Consider the following 23,344-nt stretch of genomic DNA (forward strand, 5'->3'; position numbering starts at 1 on the left):
ATTTCAGACTGTGACGTACATGTTCGTTACAGTTTCTGAATCTGTTCATAATAAATGTTCATTTGCAGGAAACTCATGCCTACCAGCGGAATGACCAGGTAGAGAAAGATCAGGGCATACATCGGTGTAAACCCGATCATTCTTCCCCATGATGCTTTAACATCAATCATCTTGGTGTATTCCTGCTTCCGTTGTTCAAAATAAAAGGCCATCATACTATCCAGATCATCAAATGCTTCTCGAATCGAAATTTTCCCAAGTGCAAGTTGCAGTTTTTCAACCAAACGCTGAAATTCAGGCAGGCCTGCATCTTCTTTCAATTGTTCAAGTGCATGCTCCGGCCCATGTTCAAAGTGCAACAGACATTTTTGCAGTGGTCTTTTGAAAATAACTGCAAAGCGATTGAGCCATTCCAATATCTCCTCTACAGACATACGATCCATCTCCCGCAAGATCGATATAACCGTCTGAAACTGATAGATTTCATGCCTCATGTCCATACTTCTCATCTTGCGCTGGAACATCATTAGCCAGATCGGCATGTGATAACCCGCTATACCTATCATCATTGCAATAATTAACTCCCACCAGTGAAGGTATTGCTTGTTGTAACCTTCCAGCTTCTGAAGGATGCGTGCAATAGTTTCATTCTGTGTATCATGATCCAGTTGAACGGGATTCACGGACTGCAATGCAATGGAGATCTCATCAAAAGTTGCTCCTCGCTTCATTTCAATGCGCTCGAGTACAGCTTGATCCAAGCTTGTCTTTTCTGTAGCCTGCTTCAACTCCGCCTCTCCCATCGCGCCAAACATCCGGTCATCTCTGACGGGATCATGTAAGATGTGATTTCGTTCAACCTGATGCAGTAGAAAGACACAGCCAATGGTCAGTACAAAACAACTTGCAAATAACATCAGCCTTCGTATAGCCAGCCATTCATATTTCAGTTCCGAGCTACTTTCCCTCATCAGTCTTACGGTTTGACTGTAATGGGTACTGCCAGGTTTGGCCACGAACAACATCGCGACTTTACGAATGAACATCTGCTTGTATAGGAACTGATCGATCCTGGAATGTTTGCGCCCTGTCCGATAACGAGTTTCATCATATTGCTGAAGTCTTTGCAAAAGCAGGTAGGCAAGTATGATAATGACGTAGATCGATATTTTGGTTACAAACCCGATTTTGCTGCGATAAAATTCATCCATAGTTGGAAAACTTCCTCTGGCCCAACGTTCGATTGGAGCTGTGAATAGAACGGGGGCCAGGGCGATGATATTCAACCCTTTTAACAGATAGTCCAATTTGTCCCGCCGCAAAATCTCCAGATGAATTTCCTGCGTCAGATTCCCCAGGCCTTTCAAGTAAATCGAACCCTGTGCTCTGTCTTTATCCCCGAACTCCATCACCATATATGAAATACCGGCAAAACCTTTAAGAAAGCGATTTGGCGCAATCTCATAGTACCGTTCCAAAGCTTCGTTAGGATCCGGAGAAGTCAATGCTTCATAGATCAACAGCACTTGCTCGGCAGCCTCTCCTTTACCTGCTTCCGCCGCTTCATAAAGTGCCTCCTCTACCATTCCATGCTGATGATACCGATGTCTCACGTCGGCAAACAGGTCCAGCATCTGTACCAACAGTCGCTTCTCCATACGATTCAGACACATATCCAGCACAAGGCTGTTCAGAACAACAGCGCAAAGTACCGACAATATGACAAAGGCGATACCCGGCTGCATAAGGAAAAGGATTACACTGATACTCCCGTATCCTCCAAAGATAATTAGAACCACGCTCATAGTCATTCGTCTTAATGCTGGTTCGTCGCCGACATGCCGGAATGAGATTCGTTTCTGTACTTGCAAAATATAAGCAGAGAGCAGCGGCACTTTCATGCCCCAGCGATAAGACTGTAACAGGACCGATCCCCACCGCAGCGTACGAGTTCCGTTTAGCGTAGCGATCCCGATAGATTTACTTGCATAGTCTCCTCCTCTGTGACGTAACAGGTTCAGTACAAGTAGCGTGATTATCAGGCCACTTGCACATATCCCAAGCACCAAAAGAAGAACAAACTTAACGGTCATCGGTATCACCCCAATGTTGCTTGATGAACTGTTCGAACAGCGCCGCGTCCTGTAGTGTCATCTGATCCCGCATATCCGTGATACTCCCTATGGAGATCGGAGCTGTGACGACGTAATTGCCATCCCTGTACTCGATCACATTGCGAAACGTAAATCCCGCCCGTTCCTCCACGCTATCCCCTTTATTCGCACGTGGCAGACACTCCGTAATTCGTTCGATATATCTTCGTCCCTCTGCGTCCTTTTTCATATGTACATCGAAATTAATGACACTTACTACTTGCTCCTCGGCAATATGTTCATGTTGGAACATACCTGTTTTGAGCAGTGAATTACGGAGGGAGAAAACCAGATCACGAAACGTTTTGGCATGATGGGTAAACAGGGTGAACAGACTGGCAACCTGGGACATCTGAATCATCCATGCGGCTACTTCGTCACTTGCGACCTCACCGAGAATATTTACAGTACCATCCGTCTTTTTCTGTAAGTCCAGTCCCTGTTGACCTGAGATGTGCTCCGTCTCCCGGAAACTTAGTATGTTACGCCGACTGTATATACGCCGAAGCTGTAACTCGAAAGCCATCTCCTGTACACGCAGGGTATACGAAGCGTAAATATGCTTCACCATTGCCATAAGTAGTGTCGTTTTACCCGATCCCTGTGCTCCTGTTACAGCTGTGATTCGACTGCCTTTCATCAAATATTGCAGCAAAGTGATTGGCAGATCTGCATTGTTACCAGTAATCAACTGTTCTAGTGAAGCATTGGGAATATCGAATTTCCGAACAAAGAATGCCCATGATTCGGCAAAGGGGGGACGTACAACAACGACACGCGATCCATCCTTCATCTCGTTCACCTTGTATCCATTCGCCTCCGAAAGCTGTCCCGGATAGTTGTATTTATAAATATTCTGACATACCCTCTTCAGTTCACGGATATTGCCAAATGACAGGAAGGACAGATGAATGGACTTACCTTTATAGAAAATCCAGACACTTTCCATTCCACTAAGTGGTTCTTCGAAGGGAGCATCTTCAAGTCCATCCGCGAGCAGATCATTCCACGAAGCTGGCTGCCGTAGCCCCATATCCTGAAGGGCATCCAGCATACCGCTCACACCACCACTAACGCCATCTATTCGTTGATCTCTTATTTCATCAACCACCGAGAAACCTTTGTAATGCTGGTAGATACGTTGAACGATGATATCTGTTTTTTCTCTGAATCCAAGCTCTCTATACTCACACTCAAACACATATCGGATGTCCTCCTCGGAGATATAGTAACTTCCTCCGTCGTCTGCACCTTCACTCAGCCTCAATCTGCCAAGATCATAAGTGTCAATCATGCGTGACAAGGCATCGACACCAAATTGCTGCCGGTATAGATAAAACACGATTTCGAATTGATCCTGAACCGTCAGCAACTCAGCTTCTCCAAAATATATGACCTCATCGATATTTGACTTATTCAGTCCTATACTGCGAGTAAGCAGATCACCTATCAGATTTTTGACATACGTTTTGTCACTAATGCTTCCTGATACACAACCTTTAAGCGCCTTGCGCATCTCGGCACGCTGATTGATTCTTCGGCGATATTCTTCTTCATGCAATCCTGCATCAGCAAGTTGACTATGACTAAGCTCATGAAGCGAGTTCTTTACTTTCTCTGTCAGCACTTCAATCGTGAAGGATTCGCGCTCAGGAGCACGGTTATTTTTTTCACGATGGGAAGCTCTATATTTGAACCAAACATACGCAAGACATAACAGCAAAATTAAAATTAACCATAGGGTATTCCAGAGCATCAGATGTTCAGGCTCCCCTTTCCAGTCTTTTTAGTACGGTACGCATCCCTGCCCCATCCATAATAAGACGAGCGAGTTCAGCCATACTTGCGGCAAAGCTCCCTTTACGAATATCTTTATTGTTGCTCAGACCTTCCAATTGCAAGTACGCAGCCGCATCACGACGATTGAAGGCATCCAGAAATCCGGTGGTATAAGGCAACACTGATATCGAGCCTTTGTATCGAAAACGCCGACGAATATTGGTGGTGGTTGCGCGTGAATGAGGATCATACTTATTCAGCACGATGTGCAGTTTCTGATCACCCATGCTCTCGGGTCTGATTTTTTCAAAAAAATACTCCAGATCCCTCATATTTTGATTCAGGTTCACCACAACATAGTCCGCTTGATCCAGCAGAACCTGGTCACTAGTGCCTGCGCGATCTGCATCGAGAAGAACCAGATCATAATATTCATTGGCTACGTGCAGCAGCCTTTTTAATGTCTCCACATGCTCTTCTGTTGAACGTTCCAATCGGTTGATTCTGCCAGTCAACAAATCCAGACGGTCATTGAGGAGCGGCTTGGTATAATCCCTCAAATTATGCTTGTTCAAACTCCCGCTGATATGCAGCCGTTCCACAGCATCCCATCCCCCCTCCTCGAATGTAAATGCTGATCCCGTGTCCTCTATTTCTTTAGGTGGAAGGGCAGCTTCTGTGCTGCTCCCGACTGGACCTGTATTTACAAGCAAAATTCTTGTCCTATATTGAAGTGCCATCGCATAGGCGCCGATTAACGCACTTGAGGTGCTACCTGTTCCTGCAAAAGGACTCCAAAACGTAATGGTGCTCATGCCCTCATCCTTTCAGCTTCTTTAATGGCCCGGCGACTCTGGACATTTTCCCATCCGGTCAACTGCTCCACTAACCTGCATAGCGATTTTTTATAGTTCCGTGATAACGGCCCCAGACGTATCCTACGATGATGCTCGTTTTCCAGTTTGACTGCTGCAGTCAGTTCATCCCATGGCAACATCAGCGATTCCCCTGTCCATACAAACGGACTGCCTTCCAGATACGCCCACAAATATCGAGCTTCCAGTTTGCAATCAACGGCATTGATCAAAATACGCTGAAATGGCAGTTCTGCTGGCAGGGATTGTTCTTCAAGCAGCCGCTTGAGCCAGCCTTTGCCCCGTTCCAGGTTGTAACGTTCATAATCACTGACCCAGACACGGATATCTGCCGTAAGCCATAGATCACGTGATGCAAAGTGTGATGTCTCCATGTCGTAAAGGACGTAATCATAGGTCTGCAATTTCTCGCCACTCGCTTCAAGATGACTCTCAACCGCTGTTGAAGTTACGAACTGACAAGCAATATCAAAACCTTCAAATTCTGTAATACGCAGAGATTGCTGACTTTCCCCAACGCCGTATCCATATTTCTGTTGCAATGTTCCATCAACAAGCAAGACACGTTTACCGGAGGACGCCAGTATTTTGCAAAGGTACAGCATCAGGTCATTCTTCTCGCATAACCCGGCAAAGATCCATGTATGCATAGCTATCAAAGCCCCTTTTAATTTCTTTTAAACGTTGTTACATGAATAATAAATTGTTTCTCCTGCATTTTACTCTCCGCCCGTCAGCAATCTTCTCTGCTCATCTGTACTCGAAGTTGATGCAGAAGAATCATTGCTCCCTGTACCAGTCGCTCCACCGCTACCTGAACCGTCATTCCAGATAACACCATCGGCAGATGAAGAGTTATTCGCTCCGGGGCGATTATTGTATGAAACGGAGGAGTGCGCAACGTCCTGCTCCACACCTTGGGATGGCGCTGACATGGATGCGGCGAGTGAGCTTTCTAACGAACTCCGTACCTGCCGTGCCAACTCCACCTCAGCCCGGCGCACAAGATTAGGATCACTCTCCAGCAGTTTTAACACCTCATTATTGGCAGGGTATGTCGGGATTGCTGGTGTCTGGAACTGTGGTTCTACATAGGTTAGGGCATAGATTGAAGCTTTATGTAAATAGGCATCTACAATTGCACTTGAAAGGGACAGGATCTCCTCCTCCGTCATCGTAATCCATAGCGTAGCTGCATTTAATCTTTCGACTTTCTTTTTGGACAGGAGAATGTAGTCTTGCCCCGTTGGAAACTGAATACGAATATCAATGTTATCACCCTTCACGAGTGAAGAAGGTAATAACACAACCTGTAGTTCACGGTTCCTTAAATCCGGCGGTGCGGGGGTATCCTCATACACCATTTCAGTTGTAATAGCTGTTCCCTTTTTTAATTCTATTTTCGCCACTTGACCATCCATCTGCTTGGTGCTGGACCACAGATTCCTTGGTGCCTGTGCATCCGGAACGGCTATGAGTTTGATATCCTCGGGCAATATCGGCTCTCCTGCTTCAACATCCCGTATGGTCACCCATCCCTGTGCCCCTGAGTTCCATTGTTGCATCAATTCAGCTTCTTTTTGTTCGTAGGCTGATGAGTATCGGGCCTCCACTTCAGACCTCGTATCACTCATGGTTTTGACATTGTAAATGACATATGCCCCAAATAACAAACCAATTGCTCCCGCTCCCGTCAGTCCAGCATAAATCAGTTGACGGCTTTGTTTTCTTAATTTAGACAAAAGAGGCTCTCCTTTCGCAATCTCTTCTAATCATGTACTCTTTTTCTTGCAAAGAATGAACGTTTCTTGGGAAGCTGCCCCATCATATGAGTCAGAATATGAGTAAAAACCTTATCCATCTGCGGTTCCCGATCAAAGGGATCGATATGTAAAGGCAGACCGTAGACACTGGAAGTGTCCAACGTTTTGCGCATGCGCTGAACGGCGTCAGCTGCTGCGAGTGGCAGGCAGTAGATCCATTTGTCTCTCGGGTACCGGTTGTGTGAACGGACAAAAGATCCAATCTCAGCTTGTCTCCATTCGGCACCGGAACCTATAACAATCGGCAAGTCAGCTCTGAGAAACTCTTCAAGCCGGTTCTGATCCTGACCACTGCCCAGATCCATCACAATGAACTGATAGCTGCCTCCCAATAAAGACAGGATGTCTGCACGTCCCGATTGTTTCCAGTAATGTACACCATCCACTGCAAACTGTCTGCCTGCTGGCACGGGTTTACCTGCATGCGCCACTTGTTGAATCCGTGCAAACGATTGGGAACGTGGCGACATCTCGATTAAGGCCACTTTGAAGTTCTGCCGCTCCAGATAGTGACTGATGGCTATGGCCGTATGCGTAACCCCAACTCCGGATGATGCCCCCGTCAAAGCGATCACTCTTGTCCCTCCGCTTATCGTCACCGTCGTTTCTGAACCACCAGCCGCTATTCCCGGTCTGCGCAGCAGCTCCTTACGAACTTCATCAGCCGATTGAAAGCGCTCATTCGGATTCAGTCGCAACAACCTTCTCGCAACAGGAATATAGGTACGTGGAACATCACTGCGAATGGAGCTCTCAACTCCCTGAATCCATTCCGTATAAGTTCCACAAGTCATGAGATAGAGCAACAATGCTCCAAGCCCGTACAGGTCAGAACGCGCATCAGTCTGTCCTGAACCATATTGTTCTGGTGCAGCGAAGCCGGCCGTTCCCAATTTAACCGTATCATCGACTCTTTGTGCTTTATAGCTCCGCGCTATCCCAAAATCAATCAGTCTGACTTCATGTTCCGGTGTAATCATAATGTTGGATGGTTTCAAATCCCGATAGATGACAGGTGGGTCCAGACTGTGCAAATAACTTAATACATCCAGCAGCTGAAGCACAAACTCCGTCATATGTTCAAGCGGAATCTTCCCCCGACATTGCTTGAAATAGTCACTAAGTGTCAATCCCTCAATGTACTCCATAACAAGATAGGTATACCCCCGCTCATCCGGTACAAAAAAATCTACGATTTGCGGTAATCTGGGATGCCTCAGAGATGTAAGAAGAGCAGCTTCTGACTCCATACTGCCTTCGTATGGCATCGCCGTCACGCTTTCTTTGATCGCCCAGGTTTTGCCTGGCAACTTCAAATCCTCTGCTTCATATACATGACTCATTCCACCCGAACCGAGAATGGACACGATACGGTACCTTCCCCCCAGCAGGCTTCCACGCTCGAGCCTGGCCGGATGTCTCATATAGACTCCTCCTTGTGTGCATAACAAAAAAGGGAAAGCTTCACCGAAGCGGAACAGACCGGATATCCGGACTCTTCACTTCGGGATGCTTTCCCTCAACTTGTTATGGTTAATATTGGTATCATTATAGTATAGGCAATAAGGTATTGTAAAGCATAAAATTTAATGCCTTTAATAACTTAATACTTAATCATATATAGCGTGATTTCTTCACGGTTGTGAAACAACTGTTTGGAACGCTGAATCTGCATCCGGGAGCGCTCAAATGTATCGATGACTTCTTTAATCAAAGCGAGCGGCTTCTTATGCAATAACTTCACCGTTACAACCGCTGTTCCCCCAGATTGAAGACTGTATAACAGATCCGATATAAGACGGCTCATCAGCTTGGGGCTCCAGCTCATATCACATACGAGCAGATCGAATTCCCCTTCGCGGAAACGTACATCACCGGCATTTTTTTTCAAAAAGGTCAGTTTGGGTGATTGCAGCAGGGTCGCATCCATCTTGGCCGGATCAACAGCTGTAACTTCAAGCCCGCGCTCTAGCAGGAAAGAGGTCCATCCACCTGGTGCAGCACCGATGTCCAATGCTTTGTGAAAAGAAGTAAAGTCGATGCCAAATGTCTGCTCCGCTTCAAGCAATTTGAATTTGGCCCGAGAGATTTGGCCCTCTTCCTTTTGAAAACGAACTGCTCCGCCGCTCCAGTCCGACAGATTTTGATCAGGTCTGGATACACCGGCATATAACATATCATCCGCAACGAAGACAGATATAACATGATCCGCATCACGGACAACCCACTCACAGCCAAGGTCATCCAGCTTCTCGGTCAAGAGCTGTTTCAGAGAAGCAGCGTTCTCCTGCCAGAAGGCACCTTCGGCTTTACGAACTTGTAATGCAACTTTAGTGCCTGTTAACTCTGTATGGTTCAACACAAATGAAATCAATTTTTCCATTGCTTGCGCTGAATCTTCCGTATTTTCCTGAAATTGAACAGGTTGAATATGACGTAAAAACGTCGGGCTATCTTCCAAAAGCTTGATCGCTACCTCTTCTTCCGCAATCGGAAGACCGGCAAGCAGAATTTCACCTGGTACGAGTACCGTGCTCTTTACTGCCCCAAACGTACGGCGCAATTCCTCCTGAGCATAGGGCGCAAAACCATGATTGGCTGTGCAAATAAAACGGGAGAAGTCTCCTTCACCCCAAGATGACTGTGTACTCAAAATGTGTTACCCTCCAGAACGTACGCGAATCCAGGGACGTCCATCTTCCCACTGGATATCAACCGGAACATCGTACGTATGCTTAATTGTATCTTGTGTTAAAACTTCATGTTTGGGCCCTGCCGCAGCAATACGTCCATCGCGGATCAAGGCCACGTGTGTGAACAAAGGTACGATCTCTTCGACGTGATGAGTCACATAAACGACAGTGATATTTCGCTTACGCAGTCGATCAATTTCGGCCAACATTTTCTCGCGTTCATACAGATCGAGTCCGGCACAAGGCTCGTCCATAATCAGCAATTTGGGATCTGCCATCAATGAACGAGCCAGCATTACTTTTTTGCGCTCCCCTTGAGAAAGGGTGCCGAGCGGATGATTAGCCAGTTTTGTAAAGCCCATTTCATCAAGCAGGTTCAATGCTTTGGCCTTCACATCATCCGGGATCGTTTGATAGAAACGCAAAAAAGCATAAGCTCCTGTTGCGACAACTTCCCACACCGGATCTCGAGGTGTCAGTTTCTCAATCAATGTCTGACTGATATAACCAATTTCTTTTCGAACCTCCCGCACGTCACATTGACCATACAGATTTCCCAATACTTCAATGCGCCCCTGACTTGGAAACATATATCCATTCATCATTTCCAGCAGCGTTGTTTTACCTGAACCATTACGCCCAAGAATCACCCAATGCTCGCCTTCTTTAACATGCAGATGGACGTCATCCAGAATCTGATTGTCTTCGCGTCTAAGAGAGACATGCTCCATCGAGATTACACTCATTTTAGCACCGCCTTTCGGATTTCCCCTAACAGATGCTCAACAGAGTTCATCCGATAAACCATTCTGGGCACATCATGTTCTCCATCAAACAGCATAACCGCAGGCACGCTCGAAATCTGAAACTGCTGCACAAGTTCCGGGATATCGTGAATATTCATCTCGGTCAAAATCCCTTCAGGCAGCAAATGTTCGGCGATCTCAAGCATTCGACGTGCTGCTGCGCAAGTTCCGCATAGCGGGGTATAGATAAATACAGCCTGAGGCATGCCTTCCCATACGCCACGCATTAACATTTTGGTCGTAATTGGCTTCATCAGCTTTCTTCTCCCGCAGCAACACGCAGCATAACCTCACCGGACATCGGACCATTATGGACGGTAACAGAGTCTGGTTTATTGCTGTACAACAATTCGTACATCTGACGTTTGCCATACATGCTGGACGTGTGCAAATAGATCTGGCGTGGAAACAAACCTTCCCGGACGATCGAAGCAGCAACTTCTCCGCCATTCGGTGAATCTGGACCCAGTTCAAAATCCAGGGATAGAGTGTCCACGTCACCTTCTCTAAGCAGCATCAGGCATTCTTCTGCATTGGTAGCCAGAACAAACCCTTTCGGACATGCCCGGTAATCATCCAAAAAAACATGCATTACAATCGCTCCTCTCCCCATTTAAAGCCAGGAACGCATGAGCTCAATGTCACCACGGTGTGTTCCATCTTCGCCTGATTCGGTTTCCAGCACAACTACCGCTTGCTGAAATTCAGGCGCACATAACAGTTCCTGCATCGCTTTTTCCCCTATATAACCCTGTCCAATCCGTGCATGTCTGTCCTTGCATGAACCGGAAGGATATTTCGAATCATTAAAGTGAACAGCAGCAAGAGCATCCCAGTATCCCAGCAGTCTGCCTTTCTCCAGCATCGATGCCTCATTACCTGACGTCCACATGCCTGAAGCAAAAGCATGACACGTGTCAAAACAAAAAGCAATATGTTCAGGATACCGGCTTAGCTTACGAATCTGTATCAACTCTTCCATCGTCGTACCCATGGGACCATGATCCCCAGCCTGATTTTCAAGCAGAACCTTAGCCTGTCCATCCCAATCTGCTAAAGCGGTATCCAGACAGGATATGAGATTCCGATATCCTTCAAGTGGTTCATTGCTCTTGAGATGTCCAAAATGGACTACAGTCCCTACTGAACCGCAGGCATCTGCAATATGCAGATCATTTTGTATCGATGCGATGGTTGCATGAAAACCCGCCTCTCCTCGGGTTTTGCCCAAAGCCGGATTCGTGGGATAGGGTGAGTGGGCAATGGAAGATATCCCCTGCTTCTCACACCAATCCCGACACTGTTCAGCATCTTTGAGGTCCAGTTCTTTCAAGCCAAGGCTCCGCGGGTTCTTCGGAAAATATTGAAATGCCGTAGCCCCCATCTCATATGCTCGCTTGGCTGCCTGAAGAAATCCACCTCTGGTGCTGACATGTGCCCCGATTCCGCTTTTAAGCCTCATGCTGGCAATCCGGACAGAAGAAAGCCTTCTTGCCCGTAATTTCCACGCGCGCTATCGTTCCCCCACAACGAGGGCAAGTTTCCCCTTCACGATCATACACTCGGCACTGCTCGTCAAAACTTCCCGTCTTGGTATCTCCCTGCATCAACGGCATTTCCATATAACCGCCTTCCGAGGCAGCTTCCCGCAACACGGATTGCACAGAATGATACAAACGTGCTGTGAGTTCAGACGAAGCAGCAATATTTTGCGTCTTGGAGCTTGGTCTCAGGCCTGCTGCAAATGCAATCTCATCCGAATAACAATTTCCGATGCCTGCAATAATGTGTTGATTGACCAGTGTAGTTTTGAGTGTACCCCGGCGTCCTTTCAACAGGGCAGCAAAACGTTCTGCATTCATGCGCCGATCAAGAGGTTCAGGTCCAAGGTCAGACATGGCCTCTTCCGTCTCTTTGGAAGTAAGTAGATGCAGAAATCCTAAACGGAGCCCAATAAAGAATAAAGTATATTCTCCAAACTGAATTTCCACTTGAGTGGAACGATCAGGACGTTCAGCTTCTGTGCCCCAGAAAATCATTCCGCCCAGCATAAGGTGCAGCACAAGCCGCTTACCATTAGCCAGATGAAAAATCAAATGTTTGGCCCGCCGCTCTACAAATATGATACGATTGCCTGTCAGTTCACGGGTGAACACATCAGGATCCGTATTAATCGACTTTTCACGGTTAACCACCACACCTGTAATCGGCAAATCGAGTATTTTCTCGGACAGCAAGGTCCGGTAGTTTTCCATTTCCGGCAATTCCGGCATCGTACATCTACCCCTTCTTGGATGCTTGGCTTGTCGTCTGCGACAGCCACTCAATCAGTTTATGCAGATCTTCAAACACATGATCAGGACGAACCTTGGTCGCCTGGATGTGGCTATCCATATTGTCCCGTGTCGTTATTCCAGTAAGAACCAGCAGGGTCTCGCATCCCGCAGCTGCTCCTGCCGCAATATCTGTACGCATATTGTCTCCGATTACAGCAACTTCATCAGACTTTAAGTTCAATCGGCTAATAGCCGACTTCATAATAATACTTGACGGTTTGCCAATGACGGTAGGATGAACTCCGGTTGCTGCTTCTATCGCTGCCCCAATCGTCCCCGCTCCCGGCGTAAGCCCATCATCAGAAGGTAGCTGCAAATCAGGATTGGTCATGACAGATTTAGAGCCGCCATTGATCCAGCGAAGCGCTTTGGTCAATTTATGATAGGAAAATTCACGATCAATTCCTTGTATAACGTAATCAGGTTCATCATCCGTTAGTGTAAGCCCTGCAGCTTCTATCGCTTGCAACAGCCCTTCTTCTCCAATACAAGCCACTTTCGCACCCGGAGACTCTTGGGCCACGTATTCCGCAGCCGCCACCGCAGAAGTGCATACCTGAGATGCATCGGCGGGGATACCCATCCCGTTCAGATGATCTGCCACACCTTGCGGTGTACGAGAAGAATTATTAGTCACAAACAAATAAGGCATGCCTTGTTCATTCAATGTCTGAATAAGCTTATCGGCTCCTTCGATACGATGTCTGCCATGATAGAGCGTACCATCCAGGTCGATCAGATAGGCCTTAATCATATACAGCACTTCCTTTCTTTATTCCATTAACATTTCATGTCCTTAACCATTTGCATCGAACTTCAATGCTAACCTATGTATACAGTACATAAAAATGGCTTGCTCGCATCTGCACGCAACACGTCGAACCGAATCGAACACGGACGTCTGGCCCCGCGCGTCTTCTGTACAAGCTTGTCATTTCCTGCGCTTTCCCGGAAAATAATTGAATCATTTCCCTGCTCATATTGCCCATCCTACACGCTTTCCGGCCAGATTGCAAAAGGGACCTCGGGAGTAACTTCCCCTCAGTCCCGTGCAATTAACGGCTTGTTCTCCCGTCGTGTTTGGCTGTACTGTTTCGCACATCCACCATTAGGATTCGCTCTTACGGTGAACAACTGGAATAAGCTCGTGTTCAATCGCAAGTTTCGTATTCGGGAATATCGATTGAGCTTCCTCCAGAAGTGGCTGCAACTGATCCTCATCTTTGTAGCGAGAGCTAAAATGGGTCATGATCAGCTGTCCTGCACCTGCCGCTCTCGCCGCCTCAGCCGCTTGCTTCGAAGTACTATGATAGTACTCATGCGCCGTATCAGCCAAATCATGCAGAAACGTAGCTTCGTGTACAAGAACATCCGCATTTATAGCAAGTGGCTGTACATTGTCACATGGGCGCGTATCTCCCAAGATGGTAATGACCATCCCTCGCTTGGGTGCACCCAACACATCTTCTGGGCGAAGGAAGTCCCCGTTGTCGAGGGTAATCGTTTCACCCCGCTTCAAGCGACCAAACAGCGGCCCTGGCTTCAAGCCATACTCAGCCAGTTTCGCAGGGTCCAGACTGCCTGGACGATCCTTTTCGGTAATCCGATACCCGTAACTGTCGATACGATGTTCCAGCAACGCAGATTCCACAATGAAGCTCTCATCTTCGAAAAGCACTCCGCCTGTATGTTCTACAATGCTTAGATCATAGTTTAGACGTGACTGACTCAGCTCCATGGTTGTCATGATCATTCGTTCAGTTCCTGGCGGACCATACACCGTTAACGGTGTAGTGCCACCCTGATATGCTCTGCTGGAGAGCAGACCTGGAAGTCCAAATACATGATCTCCATGTAAATGGGTGATAAATATTTTCTCCAATTTGCTCAATTTAAGCGGAGAACTTAAAATCTGATGCTGGGTTCCTTCCCCGCAGTCAAACAACCACAATGCTCTGCGCTCATCCAACATGCGCAGCCCTATGGAAGTTACATTCCGCTGAAGCGTAGGTACACCAGCGTTAGTTCCCAGGAAGTATAGTTCCACTCTGGATCGCACCTCTTTCTGCTGCCAGCAAAAAGCCTCCGACAATGCGGAGGGCTTTGCCTGACCTTTTACTTTTAAGCCTTCTCCACGTTAAAATACTTCGCTTGCGGATGGCTGAATACCATCGCCGATACGGATGCTTCAGGTTCCATCATGAAACCTTCAGTCAGTTCCACACCAATATCCTCAGGCTGTAACAACTTAAACAGTGGCCCTTGGTCTTCCAAATCGGGACAGGCCGGATATCCGAATGATACCCTGATTCCCTGATAGCGTGCTCCATGACGTTGCTTCATGGTCATCTGTGCTGGATCCGGGAATCCCCAGATATCTCTCATCATATGATGAACCCGCTCAGCTAATCCCTCTGCTACTTCAAGCGCTACGGATTGCAGAGCATGTGAACGAAGATAATCACCTTGCTCCTTCCAAGCTGTCGATAACTCCCGTACACCGTGCCCAGCAGTTACGACCATGAAACCAACGTAATCCATTTGTCCGGATTCCACTGGCTTCAAGAAATCGGAAAGGCACAGGAATGGTTCGACTTTTTGACGAGGGAACGTGAATGTATGCAAGATATTGCTTGTATTCTCAGGGTCATAGATGATGACGCTGTTACCACTGGACTGAGCCGGGAAGAAACGATACATCGCGTGCGCCTGAATAATCCCGTCACGAACAGCCTCCTGCATAATATCATCCACTACCGCTTTCAGGTCAGTGGCTTTCCGGTCACCCGAAGCAAGCAGCTGCTCTACCGAGCCGCGCAAACCAAGATGATGCCCGAGCAACATCTGCATGTTCACATACGGTAATATGTGTGATAGCGGATAGTTCCGCATAACATGTCGTTCCAGATCCGGTGGAACGAGAACCGGGTTGTCTATTGCGATATCCGAACGCTCTACCCGAGTTAGCTCGGGAAGGGATTTAACAGTTTCTGCGCCAGCTGCGTCCGCCTCTTTTTCAGCGTCCATCTCCAACTGCATCACTTCGCGAGTGCTTGGGTTCATCAGCTTGTTGGCCAAATCCAGGCCGTCCATCGCATCTTTTGCATATACAACCATTCCGTTATATTCCGGGCGTATACGGTTCTTGGTGAATTTGCGTGTCAATGCCGCTCCACCAACCATAATAGGCACATCAATACCTGCTGTGCGTAAGTCCTGAGCGGTAAGAATCATCTGTTGCGCCGACTTTACCAACAGACCGGATAGACCGATCGCATCGACTTTTTCTTCTCTGTACGCCTCGATAATTCGCTCTGGTGGTACTTTTATACCCAAATTAATGATCCGGTAACCGTTATTGGAAAGGATGATCTCCACCAGGTTTTTGCCGATGTCGTGCACATCGCCCTTGACCGTCGCTAGAATAATCTTTCCTTTAACTGACGTCTCATTCTTCTCCATGAACTGTTCCAAATAACCTACCGAAGCCTTCATAACTTCCGCGCTCTGAAGCACTTCTGCTACGATCAGCTCATTATTGTTAAACAGTCGCCCTACTTCTTCCATGCCCCGCATCAACGGGCCATTGATTACTTCAAGGGCTGTATATTTGGCGAGTGCCTGCTCCAGATCGGGCAGCAAACCTTCTTTGCTTCCTTCAACAACATACGATGCGAGACGTTCCTCCAACGACAGGTTTGAAATCTTTTCTTTTTTCTCAACCTTTTTGTTACGGAACGCCGCTACGAAAGCAGCCAGTGTTTCGTCATTCGTATTGTATAACAGCTCTTCCGAGAGTCTGCGCTCTTCTTCCGGAATGGATGCATAACGCTCTAGCTTCTCTGTGTTAACGATGGCATAATCGAGACCCGCTTTGGTACACTCATATAAAAATACAGAGTTCAGCACTTCACGCCCTGCTTCAGGCAATCCAAATGAAATGTTACTGATCCCCAGTATCGTATGACATTCAGGCATCGCTTCTTTAATGACACGAATACCTTCGATTGTTTCTTTGGCCGAACCGATATATTGTTCATCGCCCGTACCTACTGGAAACACCAGGGTATCAAAAATCAGGTCTTCGGCTTTTAATCCATATTTGTTCACCAGCAAATCGTAAGACCGCTTGGCTACCTCCAGCTTGTCCTCACGACTAATTGCTTGACCGCGTTCATCAATCGTTCCGACAACGACAGCACCGCCGTATTTATGCAACAACGGAGTGACCAGCTCGAACTTTTCCTCGCCGTCCTCAAGGTTAATGGAGTTAATTATCGCTTTACCCTGAGAGTATTGCAGTGCAAGGTCGATGACGGCTGCATCTGTCGTATCGATCATAAGTGGCACCTTTACTTTTTTGACAACAAGTTCAAGGAATTTCTCTATGTCTTCGGCTTCTTCACGGTCCGGGTCTTGAACACAAACGTCGACAACATGTGCCCCATTTTTTACCTGAGCTCGAGCAATTTCTGAAGCTTCTTCATATTTCCCTTCAACAATAAGGCGCTTGAATTTCCGTGATCCAAGTACGTTCGTACGTTCCCCAACCATGTAAGGGCGATTGTCCTGTTCAACGTAGACTGGATCTATTCCCGACAACGCTGGTGGATGTGTTCCGTTCATTTCTCTTGGAGGGTACTTGGCAAGTGTATCCCGCATTGCCCGAATATGTGCAGGTGTTGTTCCACAACAGCCACCTGCGATGTTCAACCAGCCCTGTTCGGCAAAAGCACCGATCTTCTGAGCAAGCGAATCAGGCGATTCATGGTAATTACCGTTTTCATCTGGAAGCCCTGCATTTGGATAACAACTTACCGCAACTGAAGCCATCCCGGAAAGCGAGCGAATATGGTCACGCATGAATTCCGGACCTGTAGCACAGTTTAGTCCAACTGAAATTGGGTTAAGGTGTTCTAGGGATATATAAAAAGACTCAATGTTCTGACCAGCGAGGGTTGTACCCATCGGTTCGATCGTTCCTGAGATCATCAGAGGAAGCTTGATACCACTTTGCTCGAATGCCTGTTGAATTCCAATGCTACCTGCTTTTACATTGAGCGTATCTTGTGAGGTTTCAAGCAGCAGCGCATCAACGCCTCCCTCAATTAAAGCAAGCGCTTGCTCAAAATAACTGTCGATGAGCTCTTGAAAAGTAACTCCACCTGTTACTGACAGCGTTTTGGTTGTAGGTCCCATGGCGCCTACCACATAACGTGGAGACTCCGGTGTCGAAAATCGATCCACGGCCGCTTTTGCAATTCTGGCTGCTTCGAGATTAATTTCACGTGCACGGTCCTGAATGTCATATTCAGCAAGTACAACAGAAGTTGCACCAAACGTATTTGTTTCAATTAAGTCAGCACCGGCTTCCAGATATTCCTCATGAATACGCTGGATTAGCTCTGGACGTGTAAGTACAAGCATTTCATTACATCCATCCAGGTCTTCTCCGCCAAAATCTGCGCCTGTGAGATCAACTTGTTGAATCATGGTCCCCATTGCACCGTCGAGGATCAATATTCGTTGTTTTAATGCATCGTGTAGGCTAAGCTTATCCAATATCGTCACCTCCGCAAAACGTTAAATCTTAGTTTAACAGAAACTAACTTAATGTGAAAGATCGGGTTTGATCAGTCCCCTGGCGGCTTTTATGAAGGTCGAATGAATTTGTGAATCGACAAAAATAGCGGAATCCGATATAATAGCGATTAAACCAAGTGGAAAAGAGGGAAAGAACATGGCTGAAATTGTAATCCGAAATACGAACGAACGTATCACTGGAGACGAAAATGTTCGAAATTTCTTAAACAAATATGAAGTATTATTTGAAAAATGGGATGCGTCCAAATTAAAAACGGATCTGCAAAACAACTTTGGACTCACCGATGAACAAAAAGAAGAAGTACTAAAAACATATGACTATGAAATCAGAGACTTGGCTGCGCGACGCGGGTACCAAATCTGGGATGTCATTACGCTGTCTGAACAAACACCAGATATTGAAGAGAAGCTTGCTAAATTTGAAGAGATTCACACTCATGCTGAAGATGAAATCCGTGCTATAGTAGCCGGCAAAGGGATCTTTGTCATCAAAGCTACAGATGATGTAGGTTACTTTAATGTAGAATTGTCTCCTGGAGACGTTATCTCGGTACCTGAGAACACCCCACACTTCTTCACTTTAATGGAGAACAAACAAATTATTGCCGTACGTCTGTTTATTGAAAAAGATGGCTGGATCGCAGATCCTTACCCGGATCCAACGTTTATCAAACAAGCATAATAAGCAAATTATATTATTTGCTCAACAAACCCCTGTTCAATTCGAACAGGGGTTTCTGCATATTCAGATAGTATACAACATTAGATGTTTTAGATAAAATAATGTGGATATTTTGCCTTCATCTTCTCTTGTTCAACAACAACTAGTCTGAGATGAGCTTCCATAACTTCAACAGCTCGCTCGGTTTCACGTTCCGTGATAAGTCGGTATATTTCTTTATGTTGTGAAATAATAACCTCTGCATCGGAATCTTCAGACAAGCGTAATAAACGAAGGCGATTAAAGGGAATATTGAGCTGCTGCAGCATTTTCCAAGTTCTCATTTTTCCTGTGCCTTGAAACAATATCTGATGAAACTCTTCATCCAGTTCAAAAAGTCGATAGAAATTATTTTTCCCTATACATACTTCCTGCATGGCGATATTGGTTTCAAGCCTGAATCTGAATTCTTCCGGAAAAGAAGCACAAGCCAGAGTGACAATTTCCTTCTCCATCTTCTCTCTCATAAACCGGCCTTCTTCAACATGCTCCAAATTAATATGGGAGACAATGGTTCCACTCTGTGGAATGATATCCAGTAATTCTTCTTCAGCAAGCTTCATGAATGCTTCACGTACTGGCGTTCTGCTTACTTGCAATTCATCCGCAATTTCCTTCTCGGAAATCTTGGTACCAGGCTCAAGTTCAAGGTGCAGAATGCGTTCCTTTATCAGATTGTATGAATAAGCCCGGGTCGAACCTCTAATCTTTTGATTAAGTGACATTCCTTAACCTCTTCCTCTCAGCCGTATTCATCCATCTTAGCACAATTTGCCGCCCCACTAAAATTCCCTCAGTGAAGCGGCAATGGGCAAATTTCAGTTTACAACTATTGTTGCTTGTTTTCTTTGTACTTCTTATATGTGTCATTGGAAAGCTGCATATACTGAGGCAAGCCTTGGCTCTCCAGCTCTTTTACAAATGCGTCAAACTCAGAAAGTTTACGTTCTCCCAAAATGAATTTAAGCGTATTTTGATCCGAAAAATCCTTAAGCGGTGTGCTAAGCAGCGTCACCTGTTCACGATCGATATCCGAGTAAGGAATTGGCGGCTCGGCAGGAACCACTTCTTTGATATCTTTCATGTCTTGCTGGAATTTCAGTTCTTCCTCACTAAACATGGAGTGCAACAAATCTGTCGTTCCTCCATAGGCAAACACACCACCGGAGAATCCGTAATCGATGCGCAAGTCCTTCGTGCCTTTTGGATTCAATCCGTTATAGTTTACATCTTCGGCCAACTTACGGACGCCATCTTGTTTGGTGAATGTTTCGCCTTCTACGCCCCATTTGGCAAATTCCTGACCTTCATCACTATAGTATAACCAGTCAATAAATTGCATGGTTGCTTTGAAATTCTCGTTGTCTTTAATTTTCCCGGAAATCATGACACCGTTTTCAAGTCTGGAGCCAGACATCAATTGACCTTTTGGACCACCAGGAACTGTAATTTTGGCGATGGAGAAATTCCCTTCTCCCAACGTTTTGTTCATGTCGTTACGATGAAGTACTACTGTTTGCGAGTTACCATTGATAATGAAGGATTTTCCAGAAACAAATTTTTGAATAGCCTGGTCATCATCCTGGGTAAAGCTTTCTTTATCCAGCAATCCCTCCGATACAAGCTTGTTAAAGAAAGTTAACATTTCCTTGTATTCAGGCGTAGTCGATGTGTATACAAATTCATCCTTATCTTCTTTATACGTTAAACCATTGCCAAATCCCCACCCAGCTTTCGTTCCAAAACTGGTAGCAGCAATATTCAATGTACTGTTAAATTGGAAACGATCTGAGAACGGAACTGAATCTGGATAGATTTCTTTCAGCTTTTTGGCTGCATCATACAATTCGTCCCATGTCTTTGGAATGGCAATGTTATTTTTCTCAAAAATATCAGTTCTCACAATAAGGGTATAGTCTGGCCATACCTCTTCGTGCAAACCTGGAAGCACATAATATTTTCCATCTTCTTGTCGAAGGCCCTCCAACTCATCCTGAAGTCCCCATTTCTCTACCTTATCCTTGAAATTGGGCATCAAATCAACATAGTCACTCACTGGCAAAATCGCACCAGAGGATACAAAAGCCGCCTCTTCACCCGGATAGGTTTTTGGAATAACCAGTGGGGCATCTCCAGAGCTGATCAGAAGGGATCTTTTCTGGGAATAGTCACTCATTGGAACGATGGTAGGATCGAGCGTGACTCCTGTTTTTTCCGTGATTTTTTGGAACAGGAGCCAATCCTTCTTGTACGGGTATGCTGGTTGGTCACTGTACAGAATAGATAAATTAAACGGTTCAGCTGCTTTGAAGGTCTCCCCTACACCATAGGATTCCATGGCTCCCTTGGATTCCGGTTCGACTTTCTCTCCACCAGCTCCGCTGCTACATGCTGCCAGAACGACACTCATCATTGTTGCCAATACCATCTTGCCTACCAGCTTTCGTGGTCTCTGTTTCATTCAATTCTCCCCCTGCATGTGGTTTAGATTGGCCTTACAATCAAGATGTTGAACTATATCGGGTTAGGATTACTGTTTAACAGATCCCAACATGATACCGGTTACAAAGTACCTTTGGACAAATGGATAAATCGTTAAAATAGGCAAAATGGTGAGTACCATGGTGACCGATTTGATATTTGCAGAAATTTGAGTCAGATTATCCGCTGAAGCACCAGCCGAAACACCACCAGTTGCACCTGCAATCATGTTGCGCAAGTAGATCGTAACGGGAAACAGTTCCTTTTTGTCGAGATACAGGAAGGCAGGAAACCAGGAGTTCCAGTGTCCCACAGCGTAAAACAGAACCATCGTTGCCATGACAGCTTTACTCAGCGGTAGAATGATCCGTAACAAAATGCCATACGTATTCAAACCGTCAATAGCTGCCGCTTCCTCAAGCTCTTCAGGCATGTTTTCGAAAAATGATTTCATAATTAACATGTTATAAATGCTGATTGCACCAGGCACAACCAATGCCCACATCGTATTATTGAAGCCCAGAGAGTTAATCAGGACATAGTTAGGAATCAAGCCGCCACTAAAAAACATCGTGAACACTGCGAACATCGTCAAAAATTTACGTCCCATCAATCTTTTCTTGGATAAGGCATAAGCGAAAATGGTCGTCATGAACATGGAAATCAACGTACCTACAACGGTATATATAATTGTGTTTTTATAGTTGGTCCAGAACATGCTATCGCGAGAGATGGTCTTGTAGGTTTCTACATTAAATCCTCTCGGGATAATACTTACCTTGCCTGAATTGATATAAGCCTCGCTACTGAATGATTGGGCCACGACATTCAGAAACGGATAGAGCGTAATGAACACCACAAGTAGCAAAAAGATGGCATTGAAAACTTTAAATACTTTGTATGATTTTGATTCCAGCATATTGCTCCTCCTTTACCACAAGCTTCGTTGTGTCAGTCTGCGTGATATTGCATTAACCGAGAATACCAGGATCAGTCCAATAATGGATTCGAACAAACCAATGGCGGTAGCATAGCTGAAATTGCTCGACTGCAAACCTACCCGGTACAAATAAGTAGAAATCACGTCAGATGTCTCGTAGATCAGCGGATTGTAAAGGAGCAAGATTTTCTCAAATCCAACCGCAAGGAAATTACCCATGTTCAAAATCAGCAATGTAACGATAGTTGGGAGAATGCCCGGTATGGTTATATGGAGGGTTTGCTTCCAACGGTTCGCACCATCAATCCGTGCAGCCTCATACAAAGAATCATCAATTGTTGTCAATGCAGCCAAATATAAAATGGCTCCCCACCCCATACCTTGCCAAACCTCAGAGGTGATATAGATTGTTCTGAACCATTCCGCTCGCTGCATGAAAGGAATACTGTCTCCGGTAAAAAATGAAACCATTCCGTTAATCGAGCCATTAACTGCCGTTAATTGCAGAATCATTCCGGCAACGATGACGATGGACAAGAAGTGCGGAAGATAAGATGCGGTCTGCACAAACTTTTTGAAACGTTTGCTTTTCACTTCATTCAGTAGCAATGCAAAAATGATCGGAACTGGGAAGGTGAAAAGTAACGCAAGTCCACCGAGCATAAGTGTGTTTCCAAATACTTTCCAAAAGGTTGGGTCTTGAATGAACATCTGAAAATACCTGAATCCAACCCACGTCTCTCCAAAAATACTGCCACCCGGTACAAAACGTCTAAAGGCGATTACATTACCGAGCATCGGCCCGTATTTGAAAATAATAAGATAGATAATTGGAAGAATTAACAGTGAGTACAGCTGCCAGTCTTTGCGAAGCAGAGCTGCAGCTGTTCTTAACCTGCTTTCTTTACGTAAAGATGTCATCGTTAGCGTGGTTTTAGCGGTTCCCGAGTCCATATGTTATTTCACTCCGATCCTTAGCTTGATAAAATAAAAGCGTTTTCGATCAATTCTTATCATCTCTTCTTTTGGTAGAAGACAAGTAATCAGATGAACTTCACCCCCACTGCAGAATAAACAAAACAGAAAATGTAAGCGATATCAATTATGTGAATCACTAGAGATACATATCGATT

The 23,344-nt window shown here is 45.8% G+C and carries 20 protein-coding genes; 1 reads left to right on the forward strand and 19 read right to left on the reverse strand.

Annotated elements, in window-relative coordinates:
* Positions 1–26: 26 nt before the first annotated feature.
* The 15 genes from ACDJ58_RS17450 to metH all read right to left on the reverse strand — a co-directional run bounded on the left by ACDJ58_RS17450 (position 27) and on the right by metH (position 18,027).
* Positions 27–2,093 (reverse strand): hypothetical protein, encoded by a 2,067-nt coding sequence (locus ACDJ58_RS17450; RefSeq protein ID WP_413372140.1) that lies wholly within the window; start codon positions 2,091–2,093, stop codon positions 27–29.
* A complete protein-coding gene (locus ACDJ58_RS17455; protein WP_413372141.1) occupies positions 2,083–3,909 on the reverse strand; it encodes an ATPase, T2SS/T4P/T4SS family in 1,827 nt (608 codons plus the stop codon). The genes ACDJ58_RS17450 and ACDJ58_RS17455 overlap by 11 nt, the downstream gene beginning before the upstream one ends.
* Before the next feature lie 7 nt (positions 3,910–3,916).
* Positions 3,917–4,747, reverse strand: a complete 831-nt coding sequence (locus tag ACDJ58_RS17460; RefSeq protein WP_413372142.1) for a hypothetical protein — start codon at positions 4,745–4,747, stop codon at positions 3,917–3,919.
* Positions 4,744–5,457: a hypothetical protein gene (locus tag ACDJ58_RS17465; RefSeq protein WP_413372143.1), complete on the reverse strand. Its 714-nt coding sequence runs from the start codon at positions 5,455–5,457 to the stop codon at positions 4,744–4,746. The genes ACDJ58_RS17460 and ACDJ58_RS17465 overlap by 4 nt, the downstream gene beginning before the upstream one ends.
* Before the next feature lie 69 nt (positions 5,458–5,526).
* A complete protein-coding gene (locus ACDJ58_RS17470) occupies positions 5,527–6,549 on the reverse strand; it encodes an SAF domain-containing protein (protein ID WP_413372144.1) in 1,023 nt (340 codons plus the stop codon).
* Between the two features lie 26 nt (positions 6,550–6,575).
* Positions 6,576–8,054: a serine/threonine protein kinase gene (locus ACDJ58_RS17475; protein WP_413372145.1), complete on the reverse strand. Its 1,479-nt coding sequence runs from the start codon at positions 8,052–8,054 to the stop codon at positions 6,576–6,578.
* A 179-nt stretch (positions 8,055–8,233) separates the two neighbouring features.
* Positions 8,234–9,283 carry an SAM-dependent methyltransferase gene (locus ACDJ58_RS17480; protein ID WP_413372146.1) on the reverse strand — a complete coding sequence of 350 codons (1,050 nt, stop codon included), beginning with the start codon at positions 9,281–9,283 and terminating at the stop codon, positions 8,234–8,236.
* Positions 9,284–9,289: 6 nt separating this feature from the next.
* Positions 9,290–10,069, reverse strand: a complete 780-nt coding sequence (locus ACDJ58_RS17485; RefSeq protein ID WP_413372147.1) for an ABC transporter ATP-binding protein — start codon at positions 10,067–10,069, stop codon at positions 9,290–9,292.
* Positions 10,066–10,383, reverse strand: coding sequence for a thioredoxin family protein (locus tag ACDJ58_RS17490; protein ID WP_053780884.1), 318 nt, complete (start codon positions 10,381–10,383; stop codon positions 10,066–10,068). The genes ACDJ58_RS17485 and ACDJ58_RS17490 overlap by 4 nt, the downstream gene beginning before the upstream one ends.
* Entirely contained in the window at positions 10,383–10,721 is a 339-nt protein-coding gene (locus tag ACDJ58_RS17495) for a cyclic-phosphate processing receiver domain-containing protein (RefSeq protein ID WP_413372149.1), read from the reverse strand. The genes ACDJ58_RS17490 and ACDJ58_RS17495 overlap by 1 nt, the downstream gene beginning before the upstream one ends.
* A gap of 21 nt (positions 10,722–10,742) precedes the next feature.
* The gene (locus ACDJ58_RS17500; protein WP_413372150.1) at positions 10,743–11,591 is read right to left on the reverse strand and encodes a deoxyribonuclease IV; all 849 of its coding nucleotides are present in this window, start codon (positions 11,589–11,591) and stop codon (positions 10,743–10,745) included.
* Positions 11,581–12,402, reverse strand: a complete 822-nt coding sequence (locus ACDJ58_RS17505; protein WP_413372151.1) for an Fpg/Nei family DNA glycosylase — start codon at positions 12,400–12,402, stop codon at positions 11,581–11,583. Before ACDJ58_RS17505 ends, ACDJ58_RS17500 begins: the two co-directional genes overlap by 11 nt.
* 7 nt (positions 12,403–12,409) lie before the next feature.
* Positions 12,410–13,219, reverse strand: coding sequence for a TIGR01457 family HAD-type hydrolase (locus tag ACDJ58_RS17510; RefSeq protein ID WP_063562855.1), 810 nt, complete (start codon positions 13,217–13,219; stop codon positions 12,410–12,412).
* A gap of 354 nt (positions 13,220–13,573) precedes the next feature.
* Positions 13,574–14,512 carry a ribonuclease Z gene (gene rnz / locus ACDJ58_RS17515; protein ID WP_064640783.1) on the reverse strand — a complete coding sequence of 313 codons (939 nt, stop codon included), beginning with the start codon at positions 14,510–14,512 and terminating at the stop codon, positions 13,574–13,576.
* A 74-nt stretch (positions 14,513–14,586) separates the two neighbouring features.
* Positions 14,587–18,027, reverse strand: a complete 3,441-nt coding sequence (metH, locus tag ACDJ58_RS17520; RefSeq protein ID WP_413372152.1) for a methionine synthase — start codon at positions 18,025–18,027, stop codon at positions 14,587–14,589.
* Between the two features lie 178 nt (positions 18,028–18,205).
* On the opposite strand from metH, the gene ACDJ58_RS17525 reads away from it, so the two are divergent.
* The gene (locus ACDJ58_RS17525) at positions 18,206–18,751 is read left to right on the forward strand and encodes an acireductone dioxygenase (protein WP_413372153.1); all 546 of its coding nucleotides are present in this window, start codon (positions 18,206–18,208) and stop codon (positions 18,749–18,751) included.
* A gap of 89 nt (positions 18,752–18,840) precedes the next feature.
* Here ACDJ58_RS17525 and ACDJ58_RS17530 read toward each other — a convergent pair whose 3' ends face one another.
* From ACDJ58_RS17530 to ACDJ58_RS17545, 4 genes are all read right to left on the reverse strand, one after another.
* Positions 18,841–19,515 (reverse strand): GntR family transcriptional regulator, encoded by a 675-nt coding sequence (locus ACDJ58_RS17530; RefSeq protein WP_076289099.1) that lies wholly within the window; start codon positions 19,513–19,515, stop codon positions 18,841–18,843.
* Positions 19,516–19,619: 104 nt separating this feature from the next.
* Entirely contained in the window at positions 19,620–21,251 is a 1,632-nt protein-coding gene (locus ACDJ58_RS17535; RefSeq protein ID WP_413372154.1) for an extracellular solute-binding protein, read from the reverse strand.
* A gap of 69 nt (positions 21,252–21,320) precedes the next feature.
* Complete coding sequence (locus ACDJ58_RS17540; protein WP_053780875.1) at positions 21,321–22,190, reverse strand: carbohydrate ABC transporter permease; 870 nt, start codon at positions 22,188–22,190, stop codon at positions 21,321–21,323.
* Between the two features lie 12 nt (positions 22,191–22,202).
* Positions 22,203–23,132, reverse strand: a complete 930-nt coding sequence (locus tag ACDJ58_RS17545; RefSeq protein WP_371129169.1) for an ABC transporter permease — start codon at positions 23,130–23,132, stop codon at positions 22,203–22,205.
* Positions 23,133–23,344: the final 212 nt, after the last annotated feature.

The sequence above is a fragment of the Paenibacillus taichungensis genome, assembly GCF_047302525.1.
In the GTDB taxonomy this organism is placed as follows: Bacteria; Bacillota; Bacilli; order Paenibacillales; family Paenibacillaceae; genus Paenibacillus; species Paenibacillus taichungensis_B.

Excerpts from the sequence above, each read along its gene's own strand:
- ACDJ58_RS17450 (WP_413372140.1), bottom strand. The coding sequence starts at position 2,093 with ATGACCGTTAAGTTTGTTCTTCTTTTGGTGCTTGGGATATGTGCAAGT.
- ACDJ58_RS17455 (WP_413372141.1), bottom strand. The coding sequence starts at position 3,909 with ATGCTCTGGAATACCCTATGGTTAATTTTAATTTTGCTGTTATGTCTT.
- ACDJ58_RS17460 (WP_413372142.1), bottom strand. The coding sequence starts at position 4,747 with ATGAGCACCATTACGTTTTGGAGTCCTTTTGCAGGAACAGGTAGCACC.
- ACDJ58_RS17465 (WP_413372143.1), bottom strand. The coding sequence starts at position 5,457 with ATGCATACATGGATCTTTGCCGGGTTATGCGAGAAGAATGACCTGATG.
- ACDJ58_RS17475 (WP_413372145.1), bottom strand. The coding sequence starts at position 8,054 with ATGAGACATCCGGCCAGGCTCGAGCGTGGAAGCCTGCTGGGGGGAAGG.
- ACDJ58_RS17485 (WP_413372147.1), bottom strand. The coding sequence starts at position 10,069 with ATGAGTGTAATCTCGATGGAGCATGTCTCTCTTAGACGCGAAGACAAT.
- ACDJ58_RS17490 (WP_053780884.1), bottom strand. The coding sequence starts at position 10,383 with ATGAAGCCAATTACGACCAAAATGTTAATGCGTGGCGTATGGGAAGGC.
- ACDJ58_RS17495 (WP_413372149.1), bottom strand. The coding sequence starts at position 10,721 with ATGCATGTTTTTTTGGATGATTACCGGGCATGTCCGAAAGGGTTTGTT.
- ACDJ58_RS17500 (WP_413372150.1), bottom strand. The coding sequence starts at position 11,591 with ATGAGGCTTAAAAGCGGAATCGGGGCACATGTCAGCACCAGAGGTGGA.
- ACDJ58_RS17505 (WP_413372151.1), bottom strand. The coding sequence starts at position 12,402 with ATGCCGGAATTGCCGGAAATGGAAAACTACCGGACCTTGCTGTCCGAG.
- ACDJ58_RS17510 (WP_063562855.1), bottom strand. The coding sequence starts at position 13,219 with ATGATTAAGGCCTATCTGATCGACCTGGATGGTACGCTCTATCATGGC.
- ACDJ58_RS17525 (WP_413372153.1), top strand. The coding sequence starts at position 18,206 with ATGGCTGAAATTGTAATCCGAAATACGAACGAACGTATCACTGGAGAC.
- ACDJ58_RS17530 (WP_076289099.1), bottom strand. The coding sequence starts at position 19,515 with ATGTCACTTAATCAAAAGATTAGAGGTTCGACCCGGGCTTATTCATAC.
- ACDJ58_RS17535 (WP_413372154.1), bottom strand. The coding sequence starts at position 21,251 with ATGAAACAGAGACCACGAAAGCTGGTAGGCAAGATGGTATTGGCAACA.
- ACDJ58_RS17540 (WP_053780875.1), bottom strand. The coding sequence starts at position 22,190 with ATGCTGGAATCAAAATCATACAAAGTATTTAAAGTTTTCAATGCCATC.
- ACDJ58_RS17545 (WP_371129169.1), bottom strand. The coding sequence starts at position 23,132 with ATGACATCTTTACGTAAAGAAAGCAGGTTAAGAACAGCTGCAGCTCTG.